11 protein-coding genes are annotated in these 25,968 nt (G+C 37.2%); 4 read left to right on the top strand and 7 right to left on the bottom strand.

Going from position 1 to position 25,968, the window contains the following annotated elements:
* Positions 1-14 precede the first annotated feature (14 nt).
* The 3 genes from A5893_RS12920 to A5893_RS12910 all read right to left on the bottom strand — a co-directional run bounded on the left by A5893_RS12920 (position 15) and on the right by A5893_RS12910 (position 15,455).
* Positions 15-6,980 (bottom strand): MBG domain-containing protein, encoded by a 6,966-nt coding sequence (locus A5893_RS12920; RefSeq protein WP_068822999.1) that lies wholly within the window; start codon positions 6,978-6,980, stop codon positions 15-17.
* A gap of 302 nt (positions 6,981-7,282) precedes the next feature.
* Positions 7,283-9,007 (bottom strand): 7TM-DISM domain-containing protein, encoded by a 1,725-nt coding sequence (locus A5893_RS12915; protein ID WP_068822998.1) that lies wholly within the window; start codon positions 9,005-9,007, stop codon positions 7,283-7,285.
* 286 nt (positions 9,008-9,293) lie between these two features.
* Positions 9,294-15,455: an MBG domain-containing protein gene (locus A5893_RS12910; RefSeq protein WP_082911436.1), complete on the bottom strand. Its 6,162-nt coding sequence runs from the start codon at positions 15,453-15,455 to the stop codon at positions 9,294-9,296.
* Between A5893_RS12910 and A5893_RS12905 the strand changes: the two genes are divergently transcribed.
* Positions 15,444-15,665 carry a hypothetical protein gene (locus tag A5893_RS12905; protein WP_068822996.1) on the top strand — a complete coding sequence of 74 codons (222 nt, stop codon included), beginning with the start codon at positions 15,444-15,446 and terminating at the stop codon, positions 15,663-15,665. The two genes, A5893_RS12910 and A5893_RS12905, sit on opposite strands and share 12 nt — an antisense overlap.
* Positions 15,666-16,241: 576 nt before the next feature.
* Here the strand turns inward: A5893_RS12905 and A5893_RS12900 are convergent.
* On the bottom strand, positions 16,242-18,398 hold the full coding sequence (locus A5893_RS12900; RefSeq protein ID WP_068822995.1) for a prolyl oligopeptidase family serine peptidase: 2,157 nt from the start codon (positions 18,396-18,398) through the stop codon (positions 16,242-16,244).
* 262 nt (positions 18,399-18,660) lie between these two features.
* Positions 18,661-19,644, bottom strand: coding sequence for a hypothetical protein (locus A5893_RS12895; RefSeq protein WP_068822994.1), 984 nt, complete (start codon positions 19,642-19,644; stop codon positions 18,661-18,663).
* A gap of 74 nt (positions 19,645-19,718) precedes the next feature.
* On the opposite strand from A5893_RS12895, the gene A5893_RS12890 reads away from it, so the two are divergent.
* Complete coding sequence (locus tag A5893_RS12890; protein ID WP_068822993.1) at positions 19,719-20,453, top strand: DUF6503 family protein; 735 nt, start codon at positions 19,719-19,721, stop codon at positions 20,451-20,453.
* A 3-nt stretch (positions 20,454-20,456) separates the two neighbouring features.
* Here the strand turns inward: A5893_RS12890 and A5893_RS12885 are convergent, their stop codons facing one another.
* The gene (locus tag A5893_RS12885) at positions 20,457-21,692 is read right to left on the bottom strand and encodes an ABC transporter permease (RefSeq protein ID WP_068822992.1); all 1,236 of its coding nucleotides are present in this window, start codon (positions 21,690-21,692) and stop codon (positions 20,457-20,459) included.
* Between the two features lie 229 nt (positions 21,693-21,921).
* On the opposite strand from A5893_RS12885, the gene A5893_RS12880 reads away from it, so the two are divergent.
* Complete coding sequence (locus A5893_RS12880; protein WP_068822991.1) at positions 21,922-23,367, top strand: SDR family oxidoreductase; 1,446 nt, start codon at positions 21,922-21,924, stop codon at positions 23,365-23,367.
* Between the two features lie 96 nt (positions 23,368-23,463).
* Positions 23,464-23,892 carry a CBS domain-containing protein gene (locus A5893_RS12875; RefSeq protein WP_068822990.1) on the top strand — a complete coding sequence of 143 codons (429 nt, stop codon included), beginning with the start codon at positions 23,464-23,466 and terminating at the stop codon, positions 23,890-23,892.
* Between the two features lie 61 nt (positions 23,893-23,953).
* On the opposite strand, the gene A5893_RS12870 is transcribed toward A5893_RS12875, so the two are convergent.
* Complete coding sequence (locus A5893_RS12870) at positions 23,954-25,930, bottom strand: LruC domain-containing protein (protein ID WP_068822989.1); 1,977 nt, start codon at positions 25,928-25,930, stop codon at positions 23,954-23,956.
* Positions 25,931-25,968 lie beyond the last annotated feature (38 nt).

The raw sequence follows: 25,968 nt of genomic DNA, 5'->3' as shown, positions 1-25,968 counted from the left end.
ACTAATAACAAAGGTTAGTCTTTAACAACGGTTTTACTAACAATACCATTGATTCCTTCCAAACGGATGATATAACTTGCAGCTGGTAAATCAACCATCTCTAAACTCATCAAAGATTGTTTGCCATCAATAGGTTTCAACATCAACACCTTTCCATTCATATCAATCAACTTAATGGAACTAAATCGTCCAGTTTCAAACTTCACGTTTACCACATCTTGGATAGGGTTTGGATAAACCGAAACCTCAGTAGTAACTGCTAAAGAAACCCTCACAACTTTTGTCGCTAATACTGTTGCTTTTCCATCAAAATCATATTGCACCAATTGGTAATAATTATTTCCATTTGCCGGATTTTTATCCTCCGTTTGGTACCTGTTCTGTTTATCGCTATTTCCGCTTCCGCTGATTTTAGCGAGTTCATTGAAATTCATGCCATCCGTAGATTTTAATACGGTAAAGTAGCTGTTATTTTTTTCTGAAGCCGTCAGCCATGTTAAATCAATAGAACCAGCATTATTCAATTTAGCGTCAAAGCTGATGAATGAAACTGGTAAAGTACCTCCAATAGTTAGTTCTCTTAAAGCTTGCGCACTGTTATAATTTGCATTACCAGCTTGTGATACGGTAATATCCGTTACTCCGTCACCAACAATCTGTATTTTCCATTTATTTCCATCGGCAGCATCCTGGTAAACTGTAGCTACAAAAGTATTGCTACTGGTGTAGGTTAATGGTAAATTAGAATCTACAGTTGCACCCGGTTCAAAATCTGGATTGCCAACTGCTTTGCCTGTAAAAGCTGGGAAAGTGATGGTTTGGGTAGCTTTACCAATCACCAAATTTCCTGTCGCATTTATTGCGGTATAATTATCGTTGGTTAACGTTGCTACTACTGCATAAGTTCCGGCAGCTGTAGGTGCAGTTGTGCTCCCTGCATAAGTGATTGCGACACCACTTAATCCAAAAGGATTTGTAGTTACTGTAGCTGTTTTTGCAGAACCATTATAGGTTTGGGTAAGGCTGGATAAAGTTAATGTTGCAGTTCCCTTTGCGATGACCAAATTTCCTGTCGCATTACCTGCAGTATAGTTAGCGTTAGTCAAAGAAGCCACAACTGCATAAGTCCCGACTGCTGTTGGAGCGGTTGTGCTCCCTGCATAAGTGATAGCTACACCACTTAATCCAACAGGATTTGTAGTTACCGTTGCGGATTTAGCCGAGCCATCATAAGTTTTTGATAAACTAGAAAGTGTAAGTGTAGCATTGGCCTTATCAATAAACAAAGTATCTGTAGCATCATCTGCTTCATAATTGATGTTATTCAATGTAGCCAATACAATATAGCTGCCTGCATCAGTTGGAGCAGTAGTTTGCCCGTTATAGGTAATAGTTACACCACTCAAACCCGCAGGACTAATGCTTACTGTATTCGATGGCGGATTGCCATCGTAATCACTTCTAAGGCCATTGAGTGAAAATATCGCACCAGCTTTATTGATCACCATGGTTCCGCTTGCAGTATCCGCTGCGTAATCATCATTTACTAGTGAGGCAATGACTTCATAAGTTCCGGCATTGGTTGGCGGAGTAGTTGATCCGTTATAAGTAACGCTTACACCTGTTAAATTTTGCGGACTTGTGGTTACGTTCCATACCCTCGCCTGTCCATTATAATTTAAGCTCCCGTTTGGAACGATAAGCGTAGCAGCACCCTTGGCAATCACCAGATTTCCACTTGCTATAGATGCTGCATAATTGGAGTTTGTTAAGCTTGCGACTACCGCATAAGTTCCCGCAGCTGTTGGTGCGGTAGATGAACCATCATAGGTGATGCTCACACCGCTTAATCCTACAGGATTTGTAGTTACGGTTGCTGCTTTAGTTGTTCCATCATAAGTGGCTAAAAGGTTAGCAAGCGTTAAAGTTGCGGTACCTTTGTCAATGACCAAAGTATCCGTTACTGCAACTGCCGTATAGTTTGTATGGGTTAAACTGACCACGGTTATATAGCTTCCAGCTGCTGTTGGTTCGTTGGTTGAGCCATTATAAGTAATACTCAGCCCGGTTAGTCCTACAGGATCTGTGGTTACTGTTACTGTTTTTGCATTACCATTATGGATTTGGCGCAGGTTAGAAAGTGTTAATGTTGCACTCGCCTTAGCAATCACCAAAGTATCGGTCAAATCCGAAGCTGTATAATTCGTATTGGTCAATTTTGCAACCACTTCATAGCTTCCTGCTGCGCTTGGTACAGTTGCCGCACCATTATAAGTGATGGCTATTCCCGTCAACGATGTAGGGTTACTATTTACTGTTACCGCTTTTGCGGTCCCATTGTAAGTTGGGTTAAGGTTAGTGAAAGATAAAGTTGCATTTGCTTTACCAATAATCAATGTATCAGTTGCATCTGCTGCGGTATAATTGTCGTTCACTAATTTTGCTACTACCACATAGCTTCCTGCCGCAATGGGTACTGTGGTGCCTCCATCATAAGTGATGGTTACACCGCTCAAGCCTGCGGGGTTAGTGCTTAGCGAAACCGCTTTTGCCGTCCCATCATAAGTAGCCGAAAGACTGTCCAGCACAAGTGTAGCTAAACCTTTGTTTACTTTCAACTCGAATACCACAGGGTCTGCCGCAAGGAAAGAAAGATCTCCGGATTGGCTGGCTGTGATATTTACTGTACCTGTTTTTAAGATTTTGATCTTCCATTTATTATTGTCTAGGCTATCCTGGTAAGTTTTCGCAATGGTGGTATCGGCCGAGCTATAGCTAACAGGTAGTCCCGAAGTGCTGGTCGCTCCCGGTTCAAAATCAGCATCGCCGTAAGCTTTTTCTATCGTTGCAATGGGATTAATAACTTGATCTCCTTTTGCCCTTACTATATTGATGGTATAAGTTTTTACACTTATACTATCGGCTGCTTTTACGCTTATATCAATTGTATTACGCCCTACCGGTATTGCTATAGATGGAGATGCTGTTCCACTAACTAATGTGATATATGTACTGTCACCATTTAAGAATAATTTTGCCGTAGCATCTGCAAATGTTGCCGTTACATTAATGGTATCTGTTGCGTTTGTGACTTCAGTTTCATAAACTATGGTTGCCTGAACAAAAGCTGGATCGAGTGTAGCGTTGCTGATACTCAAAGCGGTTAAGCTGGCATTGGAATTAGGGTAAGCTTCGTAAGCACCCATATCCACTGTGGTATCAAAAATACGGGAACGCCCGGTAATGTCATTGCTAATAGCCGCTGCCGCAAGGTTTGAACCCGCATTGATAACCGGAGATGCTTTTGCAGGTTGCAAACCGTCATCTGCCGTGAACCATAAGCTGTCCTGGCCAATCACATCGGTTAAGGAAACAAAGGGTGAACTTTGGCCCTGGACATTCCTGGTTCCCACTGTTGTAAAATCTCCTTGTGTAAAGGAATAATCTATCGTAAAGTTTATCCCTTCTACATCAGGCAAACCGCTTACAGCTGTGTTTCCCCAAAACACGCTGTTCACTATGGAGACGGCACTACTTCCATATGGGGTCTGATAGAACCCACCACCTGTGTCAGACGCTGTATTTTCTATAAAAGTAACATTGGTTATATCAGCAACTCCATCACCTGCACTAAAGCCTGCACCAGTAACAGCTTTGTTTTTATAAAAAACCACATTCTTGAAAATAGAAGGGTCAGCGTTGCCATACAAATTGATACCGCCTCCTTCACCTTCACTCTCGTTTTCAGCAAAAATTACTGCATCTAAATTTATGGATGCTGAATATATATCTATTCCACCGCCGTTATAACTAGCCTTATTGTTTTTAATTAGCACTTTAGTTAAAACCGGTGCTGCGCTATTGTCAAGTTCTATCCCTCCACCCCAATCAGCTATGTTACCTTCTATTACCACGTTTTCTAAGGTTGAACTAGAAGAGTTAGTAAGGTATAAGCCTCCGCCGTAACAATTACGAGCATCATTATTTTTGATGATGAGGTTACGGAGGATAGGCGAAGCATAGCTATTATAGATCCCTGCGCCAAATCCTTTTCCTCCGGTAACCGTAAAGCCATCCAGAACACTGTTATTCGTCATCACAGATGCTGGTGTAAAAACATTTGAGATTACAGGAGCGCCATTTCCTTTTAATATGGTTGTATTTATTTTTATATCACGTTCGCTTTGATTTGTAGCCGTATTCAGGAAACCGCCATATATCTTCACACCTTCTTTCATATTAAAAGAGGTTCCTGTTACTGGGGTGTAAGTGCCTTTAGCCACCCAAACAGTATCGCCTGCTTCCAGATTAGCATCTGCCAAGGCATCTGCCAAATTTGAATACGCATAAGCCCAGCTGCCACCATTTTTTATGGTAGCCGAACTCGAGGAGTCCACATAAAAGCGGGTAAAATTTGGCAAAATATATTGGTATGCACCTAAATCATAAGATAGTGGTGTGCCTCTATTTACTCCTAATATATCTATTTTTGCAGCATTTAGCATACTTGTCCTCAAGTTGGTGTTGGCATCAGTAAGTGTATTACCTTTGTTTATTGCACCTGCCTCATATTTCAATTGAATACCATCATCCGCAGTCTTCCAGATACCATCAATTCCGGTAGGAAGATTTGCATTTACAAATGGAGAGGAAATACTAGTCTGCTGCCCATAGCAACTGTAAAAACTTGCTCGTGTAAAGCCTATAGAATTGCCCCAGAAAACACAATTCGTTAGCAAGTTTTGATACTGCGCTCCAGCCAAAAGAACATTGTCCTGTGCTATATTTTTAGAAAAAGAAGTATTCAAGAAAATAGCATAAGAGGCATTGGCATTATGTACTGTGGCGGTAAAATCGGCAGTATTGCCTGCAAAAACAGTATTTGTTAAACTTATTGACCAAGCAGAAGTATTATAAACAGCACCTCCATTTACTGCATGGTTATTTTCAAATACATTGCTCACCATATCCAAATAGGCAGTATTCCCAATATTTGCTATAGCGCCCCCTCTGTTTGCAGTATTGTTGATAAATACCACATTGCTGTAGGTTAAGAGATTGGTAATTGTTGTGATATACACAGCACCTCCATCTATACCCGCAGTATTGTGTTTAAAAGTAACATTATTAAGCAATGAACTTGACCCTTCCGAATACAGTGCGCCACCAGAGCCTGTAGTTTGGTTATCCATGAAGATGATATCTTTCAGATCAGGTGAAGCATATTTGTTATACATTCCCGCTCCGCCTTTGGTGTTATTACCTCCGGTAATGGTAAAGCCTTCTAATATTGCCCATCCTCTAACATGACCTGCATCATTTAGATAATCATTATCAATCACCCCAGCACCGCTTCCTTTCAAAATAGTAGGATTGGCTTTCCAGTTGCGTTGGGAAAAGTCTGTATTGCTATTGCTAAACCCACCATAAATCTTGTTTTTTCTCCCCATTTTGAAGGACTGGTTGGCAGGCGGAGAATATGTCCCTTTAGCCACCCATACATGACTGCCTATGCTAAGCGCCGCTTGCGTAAGGGCATCTTCCAATTTATTAAATGCCGTTGCCCATGTCAAGCCATCATGAACGCCATTTACATTTGCACTATCTACATAAAAAACTTGTTGATCTATTGCTGCTTCGTAGGCTCCTGGATCATTAGCGAATCCTTTTGGACGAGTAAGCCCTAAAATATCTTTCGCTGCGTTATTTACTATATCAGAACTAAATCCCGGCATAGAGATGGTTTCACCTTTATCAATTGGAGTAACCTTAGCGTCCAAAGATATTTTTAAACCGTCATCTGCTGTGAACCAATTGCCATCTGCACCGACAGGATTATTTACATCTATAAATGGAAGATCGTTAGCTGAAATATTTGCCGAACCAGAGGGGTGATCGACATCAAAAAATGAATTTTTAATAGTTGTTGCAGATGGGAAACTACCAGCGCTATTACCTATAAAAATAGAGTTAGACACCTTTAAATTGGAATTGCCAGCAAATGAAAATCCAGTATACCAGCTTGATGCGGCGTAAACGTTTTTAGATCCCGTAGTATGTACAATCTCAAAATTAGCAGCATTGCCATAAATCATCGATCCATAATAGGCACTATTACCCGTAAAAACGGTATTACTTATTTTTACATCTCCTCCAGAACTGCATATTGCTCCACCCATAAGATAAGTACCGCCGATACACGCATTTCTATCAAATACTACATTATTCAAAACCAAGGTTCCTGAATTATATATAGCGCCTCCCATTGCATAACTATTACCTCCGGCCGTGGTTTCACTAATGTTTTCTGAAAATACCACGTTAGTTAATGTGGTTGTACAACCCGTAGCATTATATATTGCTCCACCCGTACCATAAGATGATCCTGACCTTGATTTATTCCCAATAAATCTGACATTGGTTAATGATGGATTAGAGTTTTGACTATTAAATAATGCTCCACCATAGGCGTAAGTACTAAAGATCAAATTATTAATAAAATCAATATTTCTAAGCGTTGGCGAAGAGTTGGTATTAATCATACCTGTTGATAATGCATTTCTTATTGTAAATCCGTCTAGAATTGCTGTAGCGCTTACATTATTATTTACAAAAACCCTATCAGTGCGTGGTTGTAAAATTGTCGGATTATCTTTCCAGTTTCTGTCTGAAAGAACAGTAGCACCTGAAAGAAATCCCCCATAAATCTGAACTCCACTCTTCATAGTGTAACCAGTCGGGGTAGTGTTGGGCTGATAGGTTCCTTTAGCCACCCATATTTGATCACCGCTTTGCGCTTGAGCAATTGCACTTTCCAGATTGGGGAGAGCTGTAGACCAACTCAATCCGTTTGGGTTAACTGCAACACTTGTAATATCTACGTAGATAACTGTACCATATCCAGTATGTGCTGCAAAGAACACCAGACAAAACATTAAAATTTTATTTTTTAGAACAGCCAGTAGTAAGTTTTTTTTCATAAGAAATGTTTAAGAATTTAAATTATTGCCAACCTCTTGTCGCAAAGAATTCGCATCAATTCAATTTCCGCAAAAAAGGAGATTATAAACGGGATGGCATAAAACGGACGTAGACAGAGCGTAGACAGGTATCACAATATATTGATAATCAAATGATTATTTTGATAATTGAGAATTACAAAGTGCCCTGAAGATGAATTTGGACACTAATTTTTAATAAAACTTTGTAAAGAGATTTATTGAAATTTCAGTGACGCTATTGTATTAGCCTTTTACTGTGCATTTATGAAGAATATATACACTTAAGTTTGAGCCATTTTTTTGACTAACCTCGTTTTTGCTCTTCTAACACTGGCCTGATCTATAGCTAATAAAGCTGCAATTTCTTTGTGACTCAGCTTCATTTCAAAATAGGTATATAAGCGAATTTCTTTTGCGGTTAAGCTTGGATGTAGGGTTTTTAAATTATTGAAAAATTGCGGATGCACTTGTTCAAAATGAAGCTTGAATTTATCCCAATCACTATCCAACTGGATATTACTTTGCAATAGCTCGTTAAGCTCTTCAACATTTTTTTTAGTATGGTAACGATCCATCCAATTGAGCTTTTGAATTTGTTCCTTTAACAAGGTGAGTAACTCGCTCTTTTGCACCATATTTAAGGCAGAAGAAGCGAGTTCACGTTGATTAAGTTCGAGGTTGAGCTGTAAATTTTCGTTTCTGTTTTTTTCAATCGAAATCTCGGCATTCTTCTGCTCTATTTCTAACGCATTAAGCTTGTTGAGATATAAAACCTCTTTCATATTGAATTCTAATTGCTGGCTTTCCAACTCATTCAATTTTAACGCTTGTTCTAATGCTTTTGTCCGTGTAAGTAAGGCAATGGAGAATCCTAAGGCTTGAGAAATGACTGCGGCAATAGGAAGCCATGTACTGTGGCCTGAAGTGATAATATGATAAATAGGAATAAAAAGAACAAAGATTAATGGAAGCAAATTAGCAAATAGAAAAGGTTTTGATAAAGGAATTTTTTTATGATAGGCTTTTAAAGATATGTATATGATTAAAAATATTAAAAAGGAGCAATAGGCATTATCAGCTTTTATAGTATAATTTTCCAGATAAAATCCAAATATATTAATTAAAGCAATGATGATACTCAATGCCACATATATATAAAGAGAAAACCTTAATAAGCGATCGTCTAATGGTAAATATTGCTTAATATTCAAATAATTTCGGGTAAGCTGCACCAGTCCAAAAAATACTAAAACAATACCTAAATGCATAAGTAAAGCATTAATATCGTAAAAGCGGAACTGCTCAAATAGCATGGAGCTAAATAAATAGTAGCTGCCAAAATCAAACAAATAATAGTAAGCGGTTAGGTAAAAAATGGCTCCAAATTGCGTCATAATATAATACAAAATGGTTTTATCCCTGGTACCCAAATAAATAATTAGATTATTGAAAATAAACAGGATAAGCACAACAAACGCAACTAACCACGCTGCATTCGCAGTTTGTTGTCCGCTGATTTCATCTGCCTCTGGTGTGAATATTATTTTTAATTTAAACCTGCTATCAATAGAATTGGGACCATTTACATCTATTTTGATATAGAAAGTATCTCTGCTAAGTGCGCTAATTCGGTAGGGATGTTTTCCTAACAACAAAAGGTTTTTTCTATTATTTAATCTAGAAAAGTGAACAATCCATTTTCCACTTTGTGCGTCAAAATGATAAATGCTAGTATTGATATTAGGGTAAACAGTAATGATATATTTTCTTTCCTCCGCTATTGAGTTAAAAACCAGTAGCCTTACCCAATAGCTATTCGCATCTACTAATGAATCTGTTTGTTTAAAAGGAAGGGTTTTATCTTTAAGTATTTCATTTAAGCTATATCCCTTATCTGGCAGTACTTCATAGCTAGAAATTTTAATTTCGTTTATTGTATTTGAAGACTGTGCAAATACTGGGCAGGTAAATAGTAAAAATAAAATTTGTAGTATATTCTTTTTCACTATAGATTAATGCCTTAAGTAGTTATAGCTCCGCAAGTTACTTATTGTTTAATAACAAGTGACATTTATAGTGATGCAATAACTTTTTAATTTAATGCCAAATAATATTATAATTATAAATTTATATCAATCCAAGCATAACTCTTTTGCTAGAGGTGGTTAAAATCTTTTCAACACCCCTCACTGAACTATATTTTGATTTCATTTAGGCATCATAAATCATTTGTTATTTTCATAACCCTCATTAAACATTATTAGGCAGCCGTTTCAAAACTAATAACAAAGTTTATTCTTTAACAAAGGTTTTGCTAACAATACCGTTGATTCCTTCCAAACGGATGATATAACTTGTAGCTGGTAAATCAACCATCTCTAAACTCATCAAAGATTGTTTGCCATCAATAGGTTTCAACATCAACACCTTTCCGCTCATATCAATCAACTTAATGGAACTAAATCGTCCAGTTTCAAACTTCACGTTTACCACATCTTGGATAGGGTTTGGATAAACCGAAACCTCAGTAGTAACTGCTAAAGAAACCCTCACAACTTTTGTAGCCAAAACAGTCGCTTTCCCATCAATATCATATTGCACCAATTGGTAATAATTATTTCCGTTTGCCGGATTTTTATCCTCCGTTTGGTAACGGTTTTGTTTGTCGCTATTTCCGCTTCCGCTGATTTTAGCTAACTCATAAAAATTAACTCCGTCTATTGATTTTAATACAACAAAGTGGCTGTTGTTTTTCTCAGATGCAGTTACCCAGATTAAATCAACAGAACCAGCATTGTTTATTTTAGCATCAAAGCTGACGAAAGAAACTGGTAAGGCCGTACCTACGGTAAGCTGTCTCAAGAAACTACTAGAATTATAATTGGTATTTCCTGATTGTATTGCCGTAATATCAGTATTTCCTTGTCCTACAATGTGAACTTTCCCATTTACAATAGTTGCAACGTTCAAATCACTACTGGTATAAGAAATGCTAAGATTAGAAGTTGTAGTGGCAGCAGGATCGAAATCTGGATCATTGATGGTTTTATTTGCTATCACAGGGAAAGTAATGGTTTGATTAGCCTTTCCTATCACTAAACTACCGCTAGCATTAGTTGCAGTATAGTTAGCATTAGTCAAAGAAGAAATAACTGAATAAGTTCCGGCTAAAGTAGGAGCATTTGCACTACCATCATAAGTAATGGCAACTCCAGATAAACCAACAGGATTAGTAATTACCGAAGCTGATTTTGCAGCACCGTCATAAGTCTGACTCAAACCACTCAAAGTCAAAGTAGCCGATCCCTTTCTAATCACCAAATTACCGGTAGCATTCGTTGCGGTATAGTTCGCGTTAGTCAAAGAAGCAACAACTGCATAAGTTCCAGCTAAAGTAGGAGCAGTTGTACTACCATCATAAGTAATAGTAACCCCTGATAACCCAACAGGGTTTGTAATTACTGAAGCAGATTTAGCAGCACCGTCATAGGTGTGACTCAATCCACTCAAAGCCAAAGTAGCCGTTCCCTTTCCGATCACCAGGTTTCCTGTCGCATCAGTTGCGGTATAATTATCGTTGATCAACTTAGCCACAACTGCATAAGTTCCGGCTAAAGTAGGAGCAGTTGCACTACCATCATAAGTAATGGTAACTCCAGATAAACCAACAGGACTGGTGGTTACCGTTGCCGATTTTGCAGCACCATCATAAGTTGGGGTAAGATTGCTTAAAGTCAATGTCGCTGTCGCTTTGTTTACCGTTAAGGTTTGTGTAGCATCAGCCGCAGCATCATAACTTGCGTTTCCTGCCTGTGAAGCGGTTATTGTTGACATTCCAACCCCTATGATACGAATCTTTCCACTTACGATAGTGGCTACTGCGGTATTGCTACTCGTGTAGCTTACAGTTAGGTTTGAAGATGAATTTGCCGCAGGGTCAAAGTCGGCATCTGCATAGGCTTTGGTTGCCAGTGCATCAAAGGTGATGGTCTGTGAATCTTTCCGTGTTACCGTAAGGGCATAGGTTTTTGTTGTACCATTCTGTGCGGTAACTATTGTTGTAATTGTATTGCTACCGACATTTAAAGCTATTGCCCCTGATGCTGCAGCAGACGCAACCGTTGTTCCGTTAACCTCAATTGTTGCGTTTGCCTCTGCCTTTGTTGGGGTTAAGGTTATGCTTATCGTTGCGTTTGCAACACTTGCCGTATAACCAATTGTTGCTGCTGCAAAAGTTGGAGATAAAGTACCAGAGCTTAAATCTAGAGCTGATAAATCTGCGTTTGCACTTGCTGCTCTAGTTACCGTAACGGTATAGGTTTTTGTTGTACCATTCTGTGCGGTAACTATTGTTGTAATTGTATTGCTACCGACATTCAAAGCAATTGCTCCTGATGCTGCAGCAGACGCAACCGTTGTTCCGTTAACCTTAATTGTTGCGTTTGCCTCTGCCTTTGTCGGTGTTACGGTGATACTGGTTGTAGCATTACTTACGCTTGCGGTATAGCCTATTGTTGCAGCAGCAAAAGTCGGAGATAAAATACCCGAACTTAAATTTAAAGCCGATAAATCTGCGTTTGCACTTACAGCCGCCCTCGTTACTGTAATTGTATAGGTTTTTGTAGTTGTACCATCTTGTGCGGTTACCTTAACATCGATTGGGTTTGCACCAGAATTAAGGCTCAAGGAAGCAGAAGCAGAACCACTAGTTACTGTAGCATAAGTTTCATTATTTACCCTAACCTGAATTGTTGCGGTTGCATCCGTTGATGTTGGTGTTACCGTTATTGATGTTGTAGCATCGGGAACACTTGAAGTGTAGCCTATTGTAGCTGCATCAAAAGCTGGTGTTATATTTCCTGCGGATGTTGTTAATGCACTTAAATTTGCATTATTAGAAGGTACAAAATTATAAGCCCATATCGCTCCTTGGCCACTATTGTCATTATATCCCCCCACTATGGCGGTATTCCCGTCTGCACTCATGGATGCGGACCAACCTTGTCTGGCCGTCCCCGCATTTCCCGTTCCCACCAATTTGTTGCCCTGCTGGCCCCAAGTGTTTCCGTTACGGGTATATGCCCATGCCGCTCCTTGGTTACTATTGTCTGCATATCCCCCAACAATGGCAGTGTTTCCGTCGGCACTCAGAGATACGGAGTAACCTTGTCTAGCCGCCCCTGTATTTCCAGTCCCCACCAATTTGTTGCCCTGCTGGCTCCAAGTGTTTCCGCTACGGGTATATGCCCATGCCGCTCCCTGATTACTATTGTCAGCATATCCCCCAACAATGGCGGTATTCCCGTCGGCACTCAGGGATACAGAATAACCTTGTAGGGCCGTCCCTATAATTCCCGTCCCCACTAATTTGCTCCCCTGTTGGTTCCAAGTGTTTCCGCTGCGGGTATATACCCATGCCGCTCCTTGTTCATTATTGTCCAAATAACCTCCCACTATTGCGGTTTTCCCGTCGGCACTCAGGGATACGGAATAACCTTGTAGGGCCGTCCCTGTATTTCCCGTCCCCACCAATTTGCTCCCCTGCTGGCTCCATGAGTTACCGCTACGGGTATATGCCCATGCCGCTCCCTGATTACTATTGTCAGCATATCCCCCAACAATGGCGGTGTTCCCGTCTGCACTCAGGGATACGGACCAACCTTGTACGGCCGCCCCCGTATTGCCCACCCCCACTATTTTACTCCCCTGCTGCGTATTGGGTGGATTTGCTTTTTCAACGGTTAAGTTTCCTGAGCCAGTTGCTGTACCGCTTAATGTGGTAACAGAAACAGACCCAGTTGTTGTGCCCGGCATCACCATGGCAACTAAAGTGGTTCCATTGTTACTGATTGGTATTGCATTTACCCCGCTAATGCTAATGGCTGTCGGGTTTAATAAACCTGATCCTGTTATGGTTAATAAACTTCCTACGTAAGCTGTACTTGGAGAGAAGGAAGTAATGGTTGGGGCGGGTTGGTAGTTAATAACAAATTGTGTGGCAACGGTATTGCCAGTATTGTTTACATCTACAGCACTATTTGCTGGCAAATCTATTTTCACATCGCCGCTGGCAGTAGGTATAACATCAAATGTAAATGTATTGCCGCTACCAGCAAAATTGCCGATCGTACCATTGGTTAGCACTACATCACTACTGATAAAACCAGTAACCGCTTGCGAAAAGGTGACGGTAACAGGGATGGGTGAGGTGCTTGTAGGATTATTGGCACTACTGCTGATGGTTGCCGTTAAAGCCGGTGCGGTCACTCCAAATATGGCAGATGTAAAAGTTGAATAATTTGAACTGCCAGGTTGTATGTTACCAAAATATACGCCATTTAAAAACACATTAATGCTTTGATCAAGTGTAGTACAACAAACACGTTGGGCAGCCTGAAAGCTAACTTGATAATTAGTGCCTGTTGGAACGGCAATATTTTGTGACAACATTCCGTGAATCCCTCCACTCCCTCCGCTGCTCTGTATAAATGCGACCGCTATGCCGTTTGGTATCGGTGTTGTTGGTGTAAAAGCGCTGCCTGCATCTGCTATTCCAGATAGGGTATTAAATACCCAATTTGCACCTGTTGGATTGTATGTAAAAGTATTGCCACCATTGTATGGGTCATGCGTTTCAAAACTTGGGTTTTTCAGCGCATTTGTTACTGCAGAACCTGCGCTCAAAACTCGCACAAAATCTAAATACGCAGTAACGTCACTACCAGTTCCGCCGGTACCAACCAATGTAAGTAATGGTGCGGCCGAAAAACTTTTTGTAATCGTATAAACCTCACCAGAATTATAAGGAGTATTAGATATGCTTGGCGAAATTCCACTATTATTCGCCAGATTTAGTCTCAGAGTGCCATCGCCTGCACCCGTATTTACTGTTACCGTATATGTTGTTCCCGAGCCAACCACGCTGGCCACGGAAGCACTAGTAATGCCAGGTGCAGAAACGCCGAAATTACCAGTGGTTAGCCCGGTAACGCTACCTGAAAAAACTACGCGGAAAGTGATGGTGCTTGTTGCAGTAGGCGATGGCGAAAGTCGGGTAATGGAGTTGACCTGTATAGGCTGGTAGGTAAGGCTGTAAGCTGTTGCAGCCGTGTTACCATTACCTGCGGCATCTTGTGCTACGTTGGCCGCAACATTGACTGTGGTAGCGGTTCCGGGAGTTGTTGGTGTAACATTAAAGCTGTATGTCGTACCACTTCCACTGAAGTCACTAGTGGTTCCATTGGATACCGAAATATCGCCCAGCACAAAACTTGCTACACTTTCAGAAAAGGTAATCGTAAATGGAATGGGCGTGTTGTTGATTGTTGAACCCGATGTACCTGCTGAAGAACTGATGACCGTAGTAGGTGCCACCCCATCTACCCTCACGCCTACGGTTGAAGCAACACCATTTAATGTCAAGTCAGCATCGTAATTGGAATCATTTCTAATGGTGCCACCATTTAACCCTAGGGTACCAATAGCGATACCATTGTTATCTAGATCGCCGCTTGCCACCACATAAGTAAATGTTAATGCGGATGTTCCTGAACCACTGCTATAAGTGGCCGTTTTATTTGAAGACCCAATACCAAGGGCTAGTTGAGGGGTATTGCCGACTGTTACGTTTGACGAAAAATTGACCGTAAATGAAAGCGTTTGTCCTGTTCGGTAAGTACCATTAGCAGGAACTGACACGCTAGCTACCGTTGGCACTGCAGCAGTTGTAAAACTTAATAAAGGACCATAAGCTGTACCAACAGCATTGGTAGCATAACCCTGAAAATAATATGATTTACCTGGAGCAAGTCCGCTGATCGTTGCTGAATAGTTCCCGTTACCGCTGCCATTGGCAACTCTTGTACTTCCTTCATCTGAGGTGGATAATAGGTACGAAATTCCTCTCTCAGTAACACTTACGCCACCGTTGTTGGTCACATTGCCTCCTAAAACCGCACTCGTTGCGGTGATAGCGCTGGCTGCGGCCGTGGTAACTGTAGGAGTAGTAGCAGTAGCAACAACCACATCTCTACTTACGGTATTACTTGGATCCGCTCCATAAAACGTTACAAAGCTAATGTTTCTGGTTCCCAAAGCAGGGTTGGCAGCACCATTGTAAAATCTGATGCTCCTTAGCGCAGTTTGATAACTTCCTGTCGTAGCAACACCACTTAAGGTAAGTAATCCCGTAACCGTATTGTAAGACCCGGCTATACCACTTTGATTGACGAAAACCAATTGGTCTCCTACGTTGAAGCCAGCAATACTAACCTTCGCTCCATATAAAGCACTGGGACTGCTGACCACGATAGTGCCTGTTATTTGTACGTTGGTTTGTCTGGTATACGTAACCGAGCTACTTTCGATGTTGGCCAGTGCAGGTAAACTCTGACCATAACTTGCCATGGTAGAAACGCACCATAAGCACAGATAAATAAGTAGATGTTTTTTCATAAATCGTTTTATTTTTTAAAGCGGATTGCGCTACTTATTAGTTCTTTAGATGGATTGATTGGTACAAACGATGTAATGGTGGGTGCTTGCGCAAGCGATTTTGTTGTTAAACCAATTGTAGCAAGAAATGATATAAGTAGTAAAAGTATTTTCATAGGGCGGCCTTCATTTCTTGCCAAATACATTGCCAAAAAACAGTTTAGGCAATAAAAAACTGAAAATAACTATAATTTATGATGCGCCAACAAACCAAAGCGTAGACAAAGCGTAGACAACACAATTAACTAACTGAAAAAGAGATGATTAAATAAATAATATATAGCTACAACTAATGGAAGTAGCAAAAATGACAGGTTATTTATGAAGGTATAACTAAGCTTAACGCAAAAAGCCTTACTAACCGATGTAAGACTTTTTACAGTCAATAGGATTTGAACCTATAATAAACTAAATGATCAAGAAATATCAGCAGATCAAAAAACGAACAATCAACATTACTCTGCTATATCCAACAATTTTAAAACTAAAAATTAACAATATTAATCTTAAGTTAAAAATCATCAAACAAAAGTCAATATTAGCTTCACTTTACCATAACTATACGAAAACTATAAGACAACCATAGGAAAGATAAAAGTAAGATATTAAAATAAAAGAATTAAATTATACCGGTAGTTAATAAATTAAATAAAATTTAATACTTAGTCATTAGTATTGGCAATTTACTTATAAATTCTATTAATTGAATATAGCTTTAAATTGATATTTAAGTCTAATATAATAACACTATTTCACATAACTCAAACCCATATTATGAAACATAAATGCCCATTTATCGGCTTGTTCTTCAATTATTTTTGAAGTTGGTTTACCTGCTCCGTGGCCGGCATTGCTTTCTATCCTAATTAAAACTGGATTATTCCCTTCATGATATTCTTGCAAACGAGCAGCAAATTTAAAAGAATGGGCAGGTACAACTCTATCATCATGATCTGCCGTGGTTACCATTGTTGCGGGATAATTCGTTCCTTGTTTTAAAGCACTATATGGAGAATATTTATATAAATAATCAAACATTTCTTTAGAGTCTTCTGCAGTTCCGTAATCATAAGCCCATCCCGCACCAGCGGTAAATTTATTATAGCGCAACATATCTAGTACACCTACGGCAGGAAAAGCAACTTTAAATAGTTCTGGTCTTTGCGTCATGGTTGCACCAACTAGAAGTCCGCCATTTGAGCCACCAGAAATTGCCAAATAAGGTGTTGAAGTATATTTTTGGTCTATTAAATATTGTGCTGCTGCTATAAAATCATCGAAAACATTTTGTTTTTGCTTTTTAGTACCTGCAATATGCCATTTCTCACCATACTCGCCGCCACCACGTAAATTTGGGACAGCATATACTCCTCCCTGTTCTAACAAAATAATATTTGAAGTAGAAAAAGCAGGTGTTAAACTGATGCTGAAACCGCCATAAGCATAAAGCATGGTTGGGTTTTTACCATTTAGCTCGATACCTTTTTTATAGGTAATGATCATCGGAATTTTTGTGCCGTCTTTAGAATTATAAAAGACCTGCTTAGACTCATAATTAGAAGGATCAAACTGAACGCCAGACTTTTTATAAATTTCTGATTGACCACTTTCTATATTATATTTAAAAATAGTGGAAGGATAAACATAGGAAGTAAAGCTGAAATACAATTCTTTCTCCACTTTTTTAGCGCTGAAACCTGATGCAGTTCCTATTCCCGGAAGAGCAATTTCTCTTTCCTTTTTTCCTGACATATCAAACTGAACAACAAAGGATGTGGCATCCTTCAAATAATCGGCAAATATTTTACCACCACCTATGCTGGCGGTCATCACATTTTCAGTTTCTGGGATGATGTCTTTCCAGTTTTCTTTTGATGGATTAGCAGCGTCAACAGTAACTAAACGAAAGTTTGGCGCATTGTAATTGGTATAGATATAAAGAACGTTTTCTTTATTAGTGAGGATGCTTTGTTCCGTATCAAAACCACCAACTACTTTTACTATTGCACTGTTAGGTTTGCTTAAATCTTTAAAGTAAAGTTCATTTCCGGTAGTTGAATTGGCTGCCGAAATTACCAAAAACCGCTCATCTTCTGTCAAATAAGCGCCTATATATCTTCGCTGGTTTTCATTACCCCCAAAGATGAGTTTATCTTGAGATTGTGGCGTACCTAATTGGTGAAAATATAATTTATGGTATTGGGTTAAACCCGATAATTGGGAACCTTCTGCGGGTTTATCATAACTACTGTAATAAAAACCTTCTGTGCCTCGCCAAGCCAAACCAGAAAATTTAACATCCGTTAAGGTATCGCCAACACTGGTTTTATCTTCAGTTTTAATCACGATCACTTTTCTCCAATCTGATCCGCCTTCTGATAATTGATAGGCAGCTAAATTACCGTTTTTAGAAAATTCTATTCCCGCTAAGGAAGTAGTTCCATCACCAGAAAACTCATTAGGATTCAAGAAAATTTCTGGTTCGCTATCTTCTAATTGTCGGTACAAAACGGACTGATTTTGAAGACCGTCATTTTTATAGAAATAAGTATATCTGCCTTCTTTAAAAGGAGCAGAGAACTTCTCATAATTCCATAAAACTTCTAACTTTTTCTTGATAGCATCCCGATAAGGAATTTGAGATAGGTAATCTTGCGTCACTTTATTTTCTGCAACAACCCAGGCTTTAGTTTCTTCAGAAGTATCGTTTTCTAACCAACGATAAGGATCAGCAACATTTGTCCCAAAATAATTATCAGTTACATTTCCTTTTGCTGTTTTTGGATAAGGCAAAGTTTTAATGGTATCGGCTGGAGCTATCATATTGTCGGAAGTAGATTTCTTTTCATTATTACAGGCTGCAAAAGTAATTGCTGAAAGAATTAGAATGGATAATTTTTTCATTTTATGGCTGAATTTTGTTTGGTTTTAAAGCTAGTAAAAATGTTTGAAATAATTATCTAACCACTGAAAAGCAAAGTTAACTACAGAGTTTACAGGTAAAAAGGTTGCCACTAATTACACTAATAAACACTAATTTGAATGGTTTGAGATTTTACGAATTTGAATCGTTCTGAATCTTGCTAATCTTTTAATACTGAAAATCAAGATTCAGACAATTTCATTTTACTTTAAATAAGATTAGTGCATCAGTAGCTAAATAAAACTATAGCGGCAATTCAATCTTTTCAGCATTTACAAAATCCCCATTCTCATCAAAAAGAAAACTCATGGGTTTTTCTGGTTTTTTAATAATCTCTAACAATAAAAAGCCCCAGCGCTTCCAAAAATTCTCTACAACTTGTCCGTATGTTTTAAACTGCCATTCATCAAAAATGGGTTTGTTATTCATGCCACGTAAAGGCATTGCTTCAATATAAATTGTATCCTCTGTTGTAATAATATGGTATTCTGGTAAACGGTTAAATAAATATGCCGAATAAAAAACCTTCGCACAAAGCTCTTCAAACTGGATAGGGTGTAATGTTTTTCCATTTATTTTTCCCCAAACTTCTTCATGATAAAGTTTATTTGCTCCATTATCTTGTAGATTAATCAGGATTCCAAAATCCTTCATCCTTAAAGAAAAAGTAAGTGTATTGATTTCATCGCGATAAGCAAATTCATTTTCTACATTATTAACCTTTGTAATAAAAAGTGAGTAAGGTTTAAATTCCTCAAAAACAATTGGTTGATTTACTTTTTGCAACATGGTTTGCAATAGGCTAAATTTATGTATAAGTCCTTGCGACATGTTAAAGCCTTCTGCAAAGCTATTTTGTTGTTTAATTGCCGATTGTATTTCGTTAAATATAACTCCGTATACTGTTTTTGAGACCCATAAAAAAATTTGATCTTCCTCAAGTTTTATAACATCATTATAACCACCCTCAAAAGCATTTTGTATTTTATCTTCTAAAGTACTTAGATGAATAGCCGTTTCTGCTGAACATGGTACTTTAATGTCAGCATAGGTTTTCATACTTTCGTCCAACATCTTAAAAGGCATATCTTTTAAATGATAGATTTCTGAAAGCCAATCTGCAAAAATGGAATGCTTTTCTTTTGTATCGATTTTTTCCCCACTTAAAAAGCAATGTGCATCATCAAATTGCATTTTATTAAATGGTTGGTATAGTTTGGATTGCATAAGCCGCAAAAATACGATTGGTTTTTTATAATCAGAGTGTTTAAAGAGAAATCAAAATCACTAAATTTACCGCCATGCAAAAGAATCAATTTTTTTTATCTGTAATCATAGCAAGTTTAGGTTTTTCTGCCTGTAATCTTAAACCAAGCCCTCAAAAAATTGTTGATAAATCCATCCATTTTTATGGAATGGATGAGCTTGATAATAAGGTGTTGGAGTTTGATTTTAGACAATCTCACTTTTCTATAGATTTAAATGATAAGGATTGGTTTTATCAACGTTCATTTACGGATAGCGTATTGGGAAAAGTAAAAGATCAACTTTCTAGTCGTGGTTTTGTGAGAGAGGTAAATGGGCTAATTAATCCTTTATCAAATAAAGATTCTTTAAAATATGCCGAATCTGTAAACTCAGTAGCCTATTTTGCTCTTTTACCTTTAAAATTAAATGATGAAGCGGTAGAAAAAAAGTATTTAAAATCTGTTATGGTAAATGGAAAGGCGTATGATGAGATTGAAGTTAGCTTTAAAAAAGAAAATGGAGGGTCACATTATGATGATAAATTCTATTTCTGGTTTGATGCCCTGGATCATAGCATGGATTATTTTGCATATAGTAAAGGTGGAAATAGATTTAGGGCAATTGATGGCTTACAAAAAGTAGGCGATAAATATTACTTTCAGAACTACGATAATTTTGAATACAAAGGAAAAGAAAAACTTCCTCTTTCTGATTATCACATACTTTTTGAGCAGGATAAACTGACCAAATTATCTGAAATCAAATTAGAAAACATTAAAGTTAAGTAGCTTCTATTCGTATCTTAAAGCGTCTACAGGATCTAGTTTTGAGGCTTTTGAAGCAGGAATAATTCCTGATGCCAGGCCTGTGCCTATGCAAGCAACCAAACCAATAAATATCCATAACCATGGTATTAAGAAGGATGCACCCATGGCAACAGCTAATAAATTTCCCATTACAATCCCTAAAAATATCCCAACACCACCACCAATTAAACAAATTACAATCGCCTCATACAAAAATTGTTTACGGATTAAACTGGGATTGGCACCAATTGCTTTTCTTACCCCAATTTCACGGGTTCTTTCAGTAACCGAAACCATCATGATATTCATTAAGGCAATGGCTGCCCCAATTAAAGTAATTAAGCCAATAGCAATCCCAGCAATCTGAACAAATTTTAGATTACTTATCAAAGTTTCTGCAATGGCATCACTTTTAGTAATCTCAAAATTGCTATCTTCTTGTACAGTTAAATCCCTTATTTTTCTCATTAAAGAAGTTGCTTCACCACTTACAAAATCCATCTGGGTTGGGTCATCTACCATTACAGAAATGGTATAAGTAGGATTTGGATTTGCCATAATTTGGCGTCCTTTTGCCAACGGAATTACACAAACTTTGTCTCCACCGAAACCAACGCTAGATCCTTTAGCCGCAAAAATTCCTATAACCTTAAATTTTGTACTACCAATAGTGATAATTTGATCAATGGCAGAAATATCTTTAGAAAAAAACTTTTGTTTAATCTCATCACCAATAATTACCACACTTGCACCAAATTCCATTTCGCTGTTAGAGAAATTCCTGCCTTCTGCAATCTTATAACCACCAGTAAAAACATAAGCAGCATCGGCACCTAAAACAGAAATATTAGGGTTCGTTTTTTCGTTTTTAAATTTAACTGTAGCTCCAAAACTTGCAAATGTATTTACTGAAACCACAGAAGACATGGTAAATCTTTCCTTAAAATCCATTGCTTCACGGTAGGTAATAACTGGCCAATTTTTTGGTCTACTGCCATTTCCTCCTATCCTAATACCGGTTCCACGATTACGGATGGTAAAAGAATTAGCGCCCATGCTTGCAAAAGTATTATTTAAAGAACCTTTAATGGCATCAATAGAAGTTAAAATACCAACCAAGGCCATTAAACCTATAGCAATAATTAATGCAGTTAAAAAAGTTCTTAATTTATTACCTTTTATAGATTGAAGGGCAACTTTTACGATTTCTAAATTATCCATTTAAATAAGCTAGCAGCTAAAAATACAAATTCTTTAAAGTTAAGACATCTTAACCTTATAAATTGTTACAGCCAAAAATTTAAACATATTATTAATAAATAAGTTCAAAGCAATCATATTAAAAATTTACACGATCAGAATTCACACAATTAATTTTACGTAATTCTTTTACTATCAAGTTATTTATAGCAATTTAAAACCCTTAGCTAAAAACAACGTTAGTATTTTTATGAAGATTCTTTTAACAGGTGCAAATGGATACATAGGAACAAGATTATTGCCCTTGTTAATTGAAGCAAATCATGAAGTATATTGTTTAGTTAGAGACAAAAGGAGATTTAAGGAACAAACAGAAGTCGAGTCTAAAATTAATGTCATAACAGCCGATTTATTATATGAGGAATCTTTAAAATCAATTCCAAAAGATATTGATGCAGCTTATTACCTAGTGCATTCTATGGGAAATGCCCACACAGATTTTAGAGCCTTAGAAGAACTTTCTGCCAAAAATTTCGTGAATGCAATGGCTGATACCAACTGCAAACAAATCATTTACTTAACCGGCATTGTTAACGATGAAGTATTATCAGAACATTTAAAATCACGTTTGGGTGTTGAAGATATTATAAAAGAAAGCAAAATTGCACATACATTTTTAAGGGCAGCAATAATTATAGGTTCCGGAAGCGCATCTTTTGAAATTATTAGGGATTTAACAGAAAAACTTCCAGTGATGATTGCCCCTAAATGGCTGAAGACAAAATGCCAGCCTATCGCAATTAGAGATGTTTTATCCTATTTAAAAGGAGTTTTGGGAAATGAAAAGGCTTTAAATCAAACTTTTGATGTTGGTGGTCCGGATATCCTGACTTATAAAGAAATGCTTTTGGGATATGCGAAAGCTAGAAAACTAAAAAGATATATAATCACTGTCCCAATCCTAAGTCCCAGATTATCTTCCTACTGGTTAAACATTGTTACTTCTGTAAACTATAACATCGCAAGCAGCTTAGTAGAAAGCATGCGTAATGAAGTGATTTGTCATGATGATAAAATCAGGAAGGTTGTCCCATTGAAATGTTTTACTTATCAGGAAGCTTTAAAATTGGCCTTTGTTAAAATTGAACAAAATTCTATTGTATCAAGTTGGCGAGATGCTTTAAACAAAGGCTATCTTAACACCTCATTTATGGATCAGGTGAAAGTTCCACAAAATGGAACTTTAAGTTACAAAGTAAAAAGAGAATTTGAAAAGGATGCGGAAATAGTTTTAAGTAATATATGGTCTATTGGAGGTAATAGAGGTTGGTATTATTTAGATTGGTTATGGAATTTGCGTGGCTTAATTGATCAGTTAGTGGGCGGTGTTGGCACAAGAAGAGGAAGGAGAAGTGGAAATCATATCGTAGCTGGTGATGCTTTAGATTTTTGGCGAGTAATATTAGCAGATAAAAACAATAAGAGACTTTTGTTATATGCTGAAATGAAATTACCCGGAGAAGCTTGGTTAGAATTTAAGGTTATAGAAAGACATGATAAAAAATTCTTAAGCCAGGTGGCAACTTTTAGACCTAATGGTTTATGGGGAAGGATGTATTGGTGGTTAATGTGGCCTTTTCACATTTTCATTTTTAATGGAATGGCTAAAAACTTAATTAATTATAAATCCATTTAAAAAATTTATTTTTTTTGATGTTTAAGAGAGGATGTTTTAACCCTTTGATTTGTAAATTTTTTTGCTTTAATTTATAAATACCAAAACAACCTGATTATGATAGCAGTACACCAAATTTTATCTCAAAAAGAAGGTAGATTAATTACCATAAATCCAGAATCTATGGTTTATGAAGCTTTAGAAATCATGAACAGTTATAACATTAGTGCTATTATGATTGTTGAGGACGATAGGCTAATGGGTATTTTTACTGAGCGAGATTATGCTCGTAAAGTAGTGCTAAAAGGTAAATCATCTAAAGAGGTAAAAATTATAGAAGTAATGACTCCAAATCCTAAAACTATTACTCCAAAAGATAGCCTGGATCATTGCATGAAACTAATGACGGATATGCACATTAGACATTTACCAGTAGAAACTGATGGTAAACTGACTGGAATGATTTCTATCGGTGATGTTGTAAAATACATTATAGAAGATCAAAAACAAACCATCAAAAATTTAGAATCCTATATCAATAGTTAAATAAAAAGTCAACTTTTTAGGGTTGACTTTCTTTGAGAGATTAATTATAGATATCGATATTTTATTGCTTATACCAATCTTTAAACTGAGTTCCGCCAGATGCTGCCCAGGCACTAAAATTTGGATAAGCTAGATTTACTGGTTTTCCTTCAGTAGGATAATTAAAAGGTTCTACAAAACTTAAAGCCCAAGGCCAGTTGTTTTCCCCTATATAATATTTTCCTATTGCCGGGTTTGATAAATCCTGTAAAGAGCCAAAGAGATTTTTGTCTGCTAAACTAGTAGGAGGAAAGCCAGGTAAATGTATTTCATAGCTTCTTCTACCATCACTTATCAAAAATGGATTGTAAGGTGCTGCATTTAAAATGCTTATTGGTTGAGGCTTTAAAAACGCTATAATTACCCTAATTGGTTCAGAATAATTTACGTTATTATCAAAGATTAGTTTTTGATTGTCAAAAGGGATAATTACAGCTTTTGCCTGGCCTGCCTCTGTACCATTTTGATTATATTTAATGTATTTGCCACTATTAATATAGCCTCTAACATCATCTATAACATTTTGATTAATAGGTAATTCTACACCAAATCCATTTTTGTAAAATGCTAAAGATTGGTTCACTTTATAATCAGCTTTCATGTCTACAACTTCATTATTGGCGTTCACATTGTAAGAATAACGATAGTTAACTACTAAATCATTCATATCGTAATCTCCTTTTGCAGGCCATAAATCTTCAAAGGCTAAAGTTCCCCACCCATTTTGTGATGGAAAAAACACACTGTAAGCTTTTTTAGAATCTCCAGGAAATAAATCTAAATCATCAGAAATGCCATCTCCATCACTATCTACGGGTTCAGATAGTTTAATCATGTTTTGCTTATTAAAAGCATTTACTTTGCTAGAACTAAAGAAAACTACAATATCATTAAAGTCATTATCAGATTTTCCGGTTTCTCTATTGGTATCTTCAAAACCAACAACTACTAAATCTTCTTTCTCATAATCTAAAAAGACAGAATGTTGCTTTAAATTTAAGTTGTTATCATTTTCTGGATTTAGGTTTTTATCAGAAAAAAACCTTTCATATTTATTTGGATTAACAGTTTTAGAAGCATCATCCCAGGCATTACTAAATAATACTACGCCAATAGAAGTACCTGCATTAAAATTCCCAAGACTTACCCTGTCTCCAGAAAGTAAACCTCCTCGAGAACCTAATCCCGATGTGTTAGGGAAAATATATTTAATATCTTGGATTTGATCTAAAGAGCTAGGCTTTTTACCTGTTGGATAAGTATAATAACCCATTGTATTTTGAAAGTTTGCACCTTCAGAAACATAGGTTACAAAAATTTCTCCAGATTTTATAACATCTAAATCGCGACTAGCGGAGGGAGAAAGATAAACTAAATGATGGTCTATTATGTTTTTTTCCTCAGGTAATGAGGCATTTAAAAAACCAAGTAATTCAGCACTAACCGCACTAGGTTTACTAGTTAAATAATTAGGACGACCATTAACATCGTAAGTTCCCAAATATGAAAAATTGGCACTCAAAGATTTGATAAAGTTGTTTGATAGCGTTTTAATCTTGGAATCTTGATTATTAGTAGCACTACTTAAAATTACATTTCCACTTAAACCATTTGGTCCGCCTATAGTTAAGTCCAGGCTATTATCTTTTATAAAAGCATTTGCTTCTTTTATAAAGCCTATATAATTTGGCCTTATCACCATCTGTTCTACATAACTTGGGATTGTTAATTTAGAATTTATTGCGCCATCTAAATTTGTTAAAGCGGTAAATACAACTGTTGTATCGTTTAAAAAGCAAAATTTAACAGGAACACCTTTTATAGGTTCTCCCAAATTAGAAAGTAATTTTATATTAATTAATATGCTTTTTGAAGTGCCAAAATTGAAACCATTTGGTGCAATGTTGTTTACATTAAAATTATCAGCATTATCATCCTGCTTTTTACAGTTTGATAATGAAACAGAAGCTATTACCAAAAACAACAAATATTTTCTCATATTTTACGCTAAGGATTTTTCCACTAGCCTTAAATAGA

The organism is Pedobacter psychrophilus, assembly GCF_001652725.1.
GTDB classification, from domain to species: Bacteria; Bacteroidota; Bacteroidia; order Sphingobacteriales; family Sphingobacteriaceae; genus Pseudopedobacter; species Pseudopedobacter psychrophilus.
Note: the sequence above shows the minus strand (reverse complement) of the source record. Positions and strands in the feature narration are given on the sequence as shown.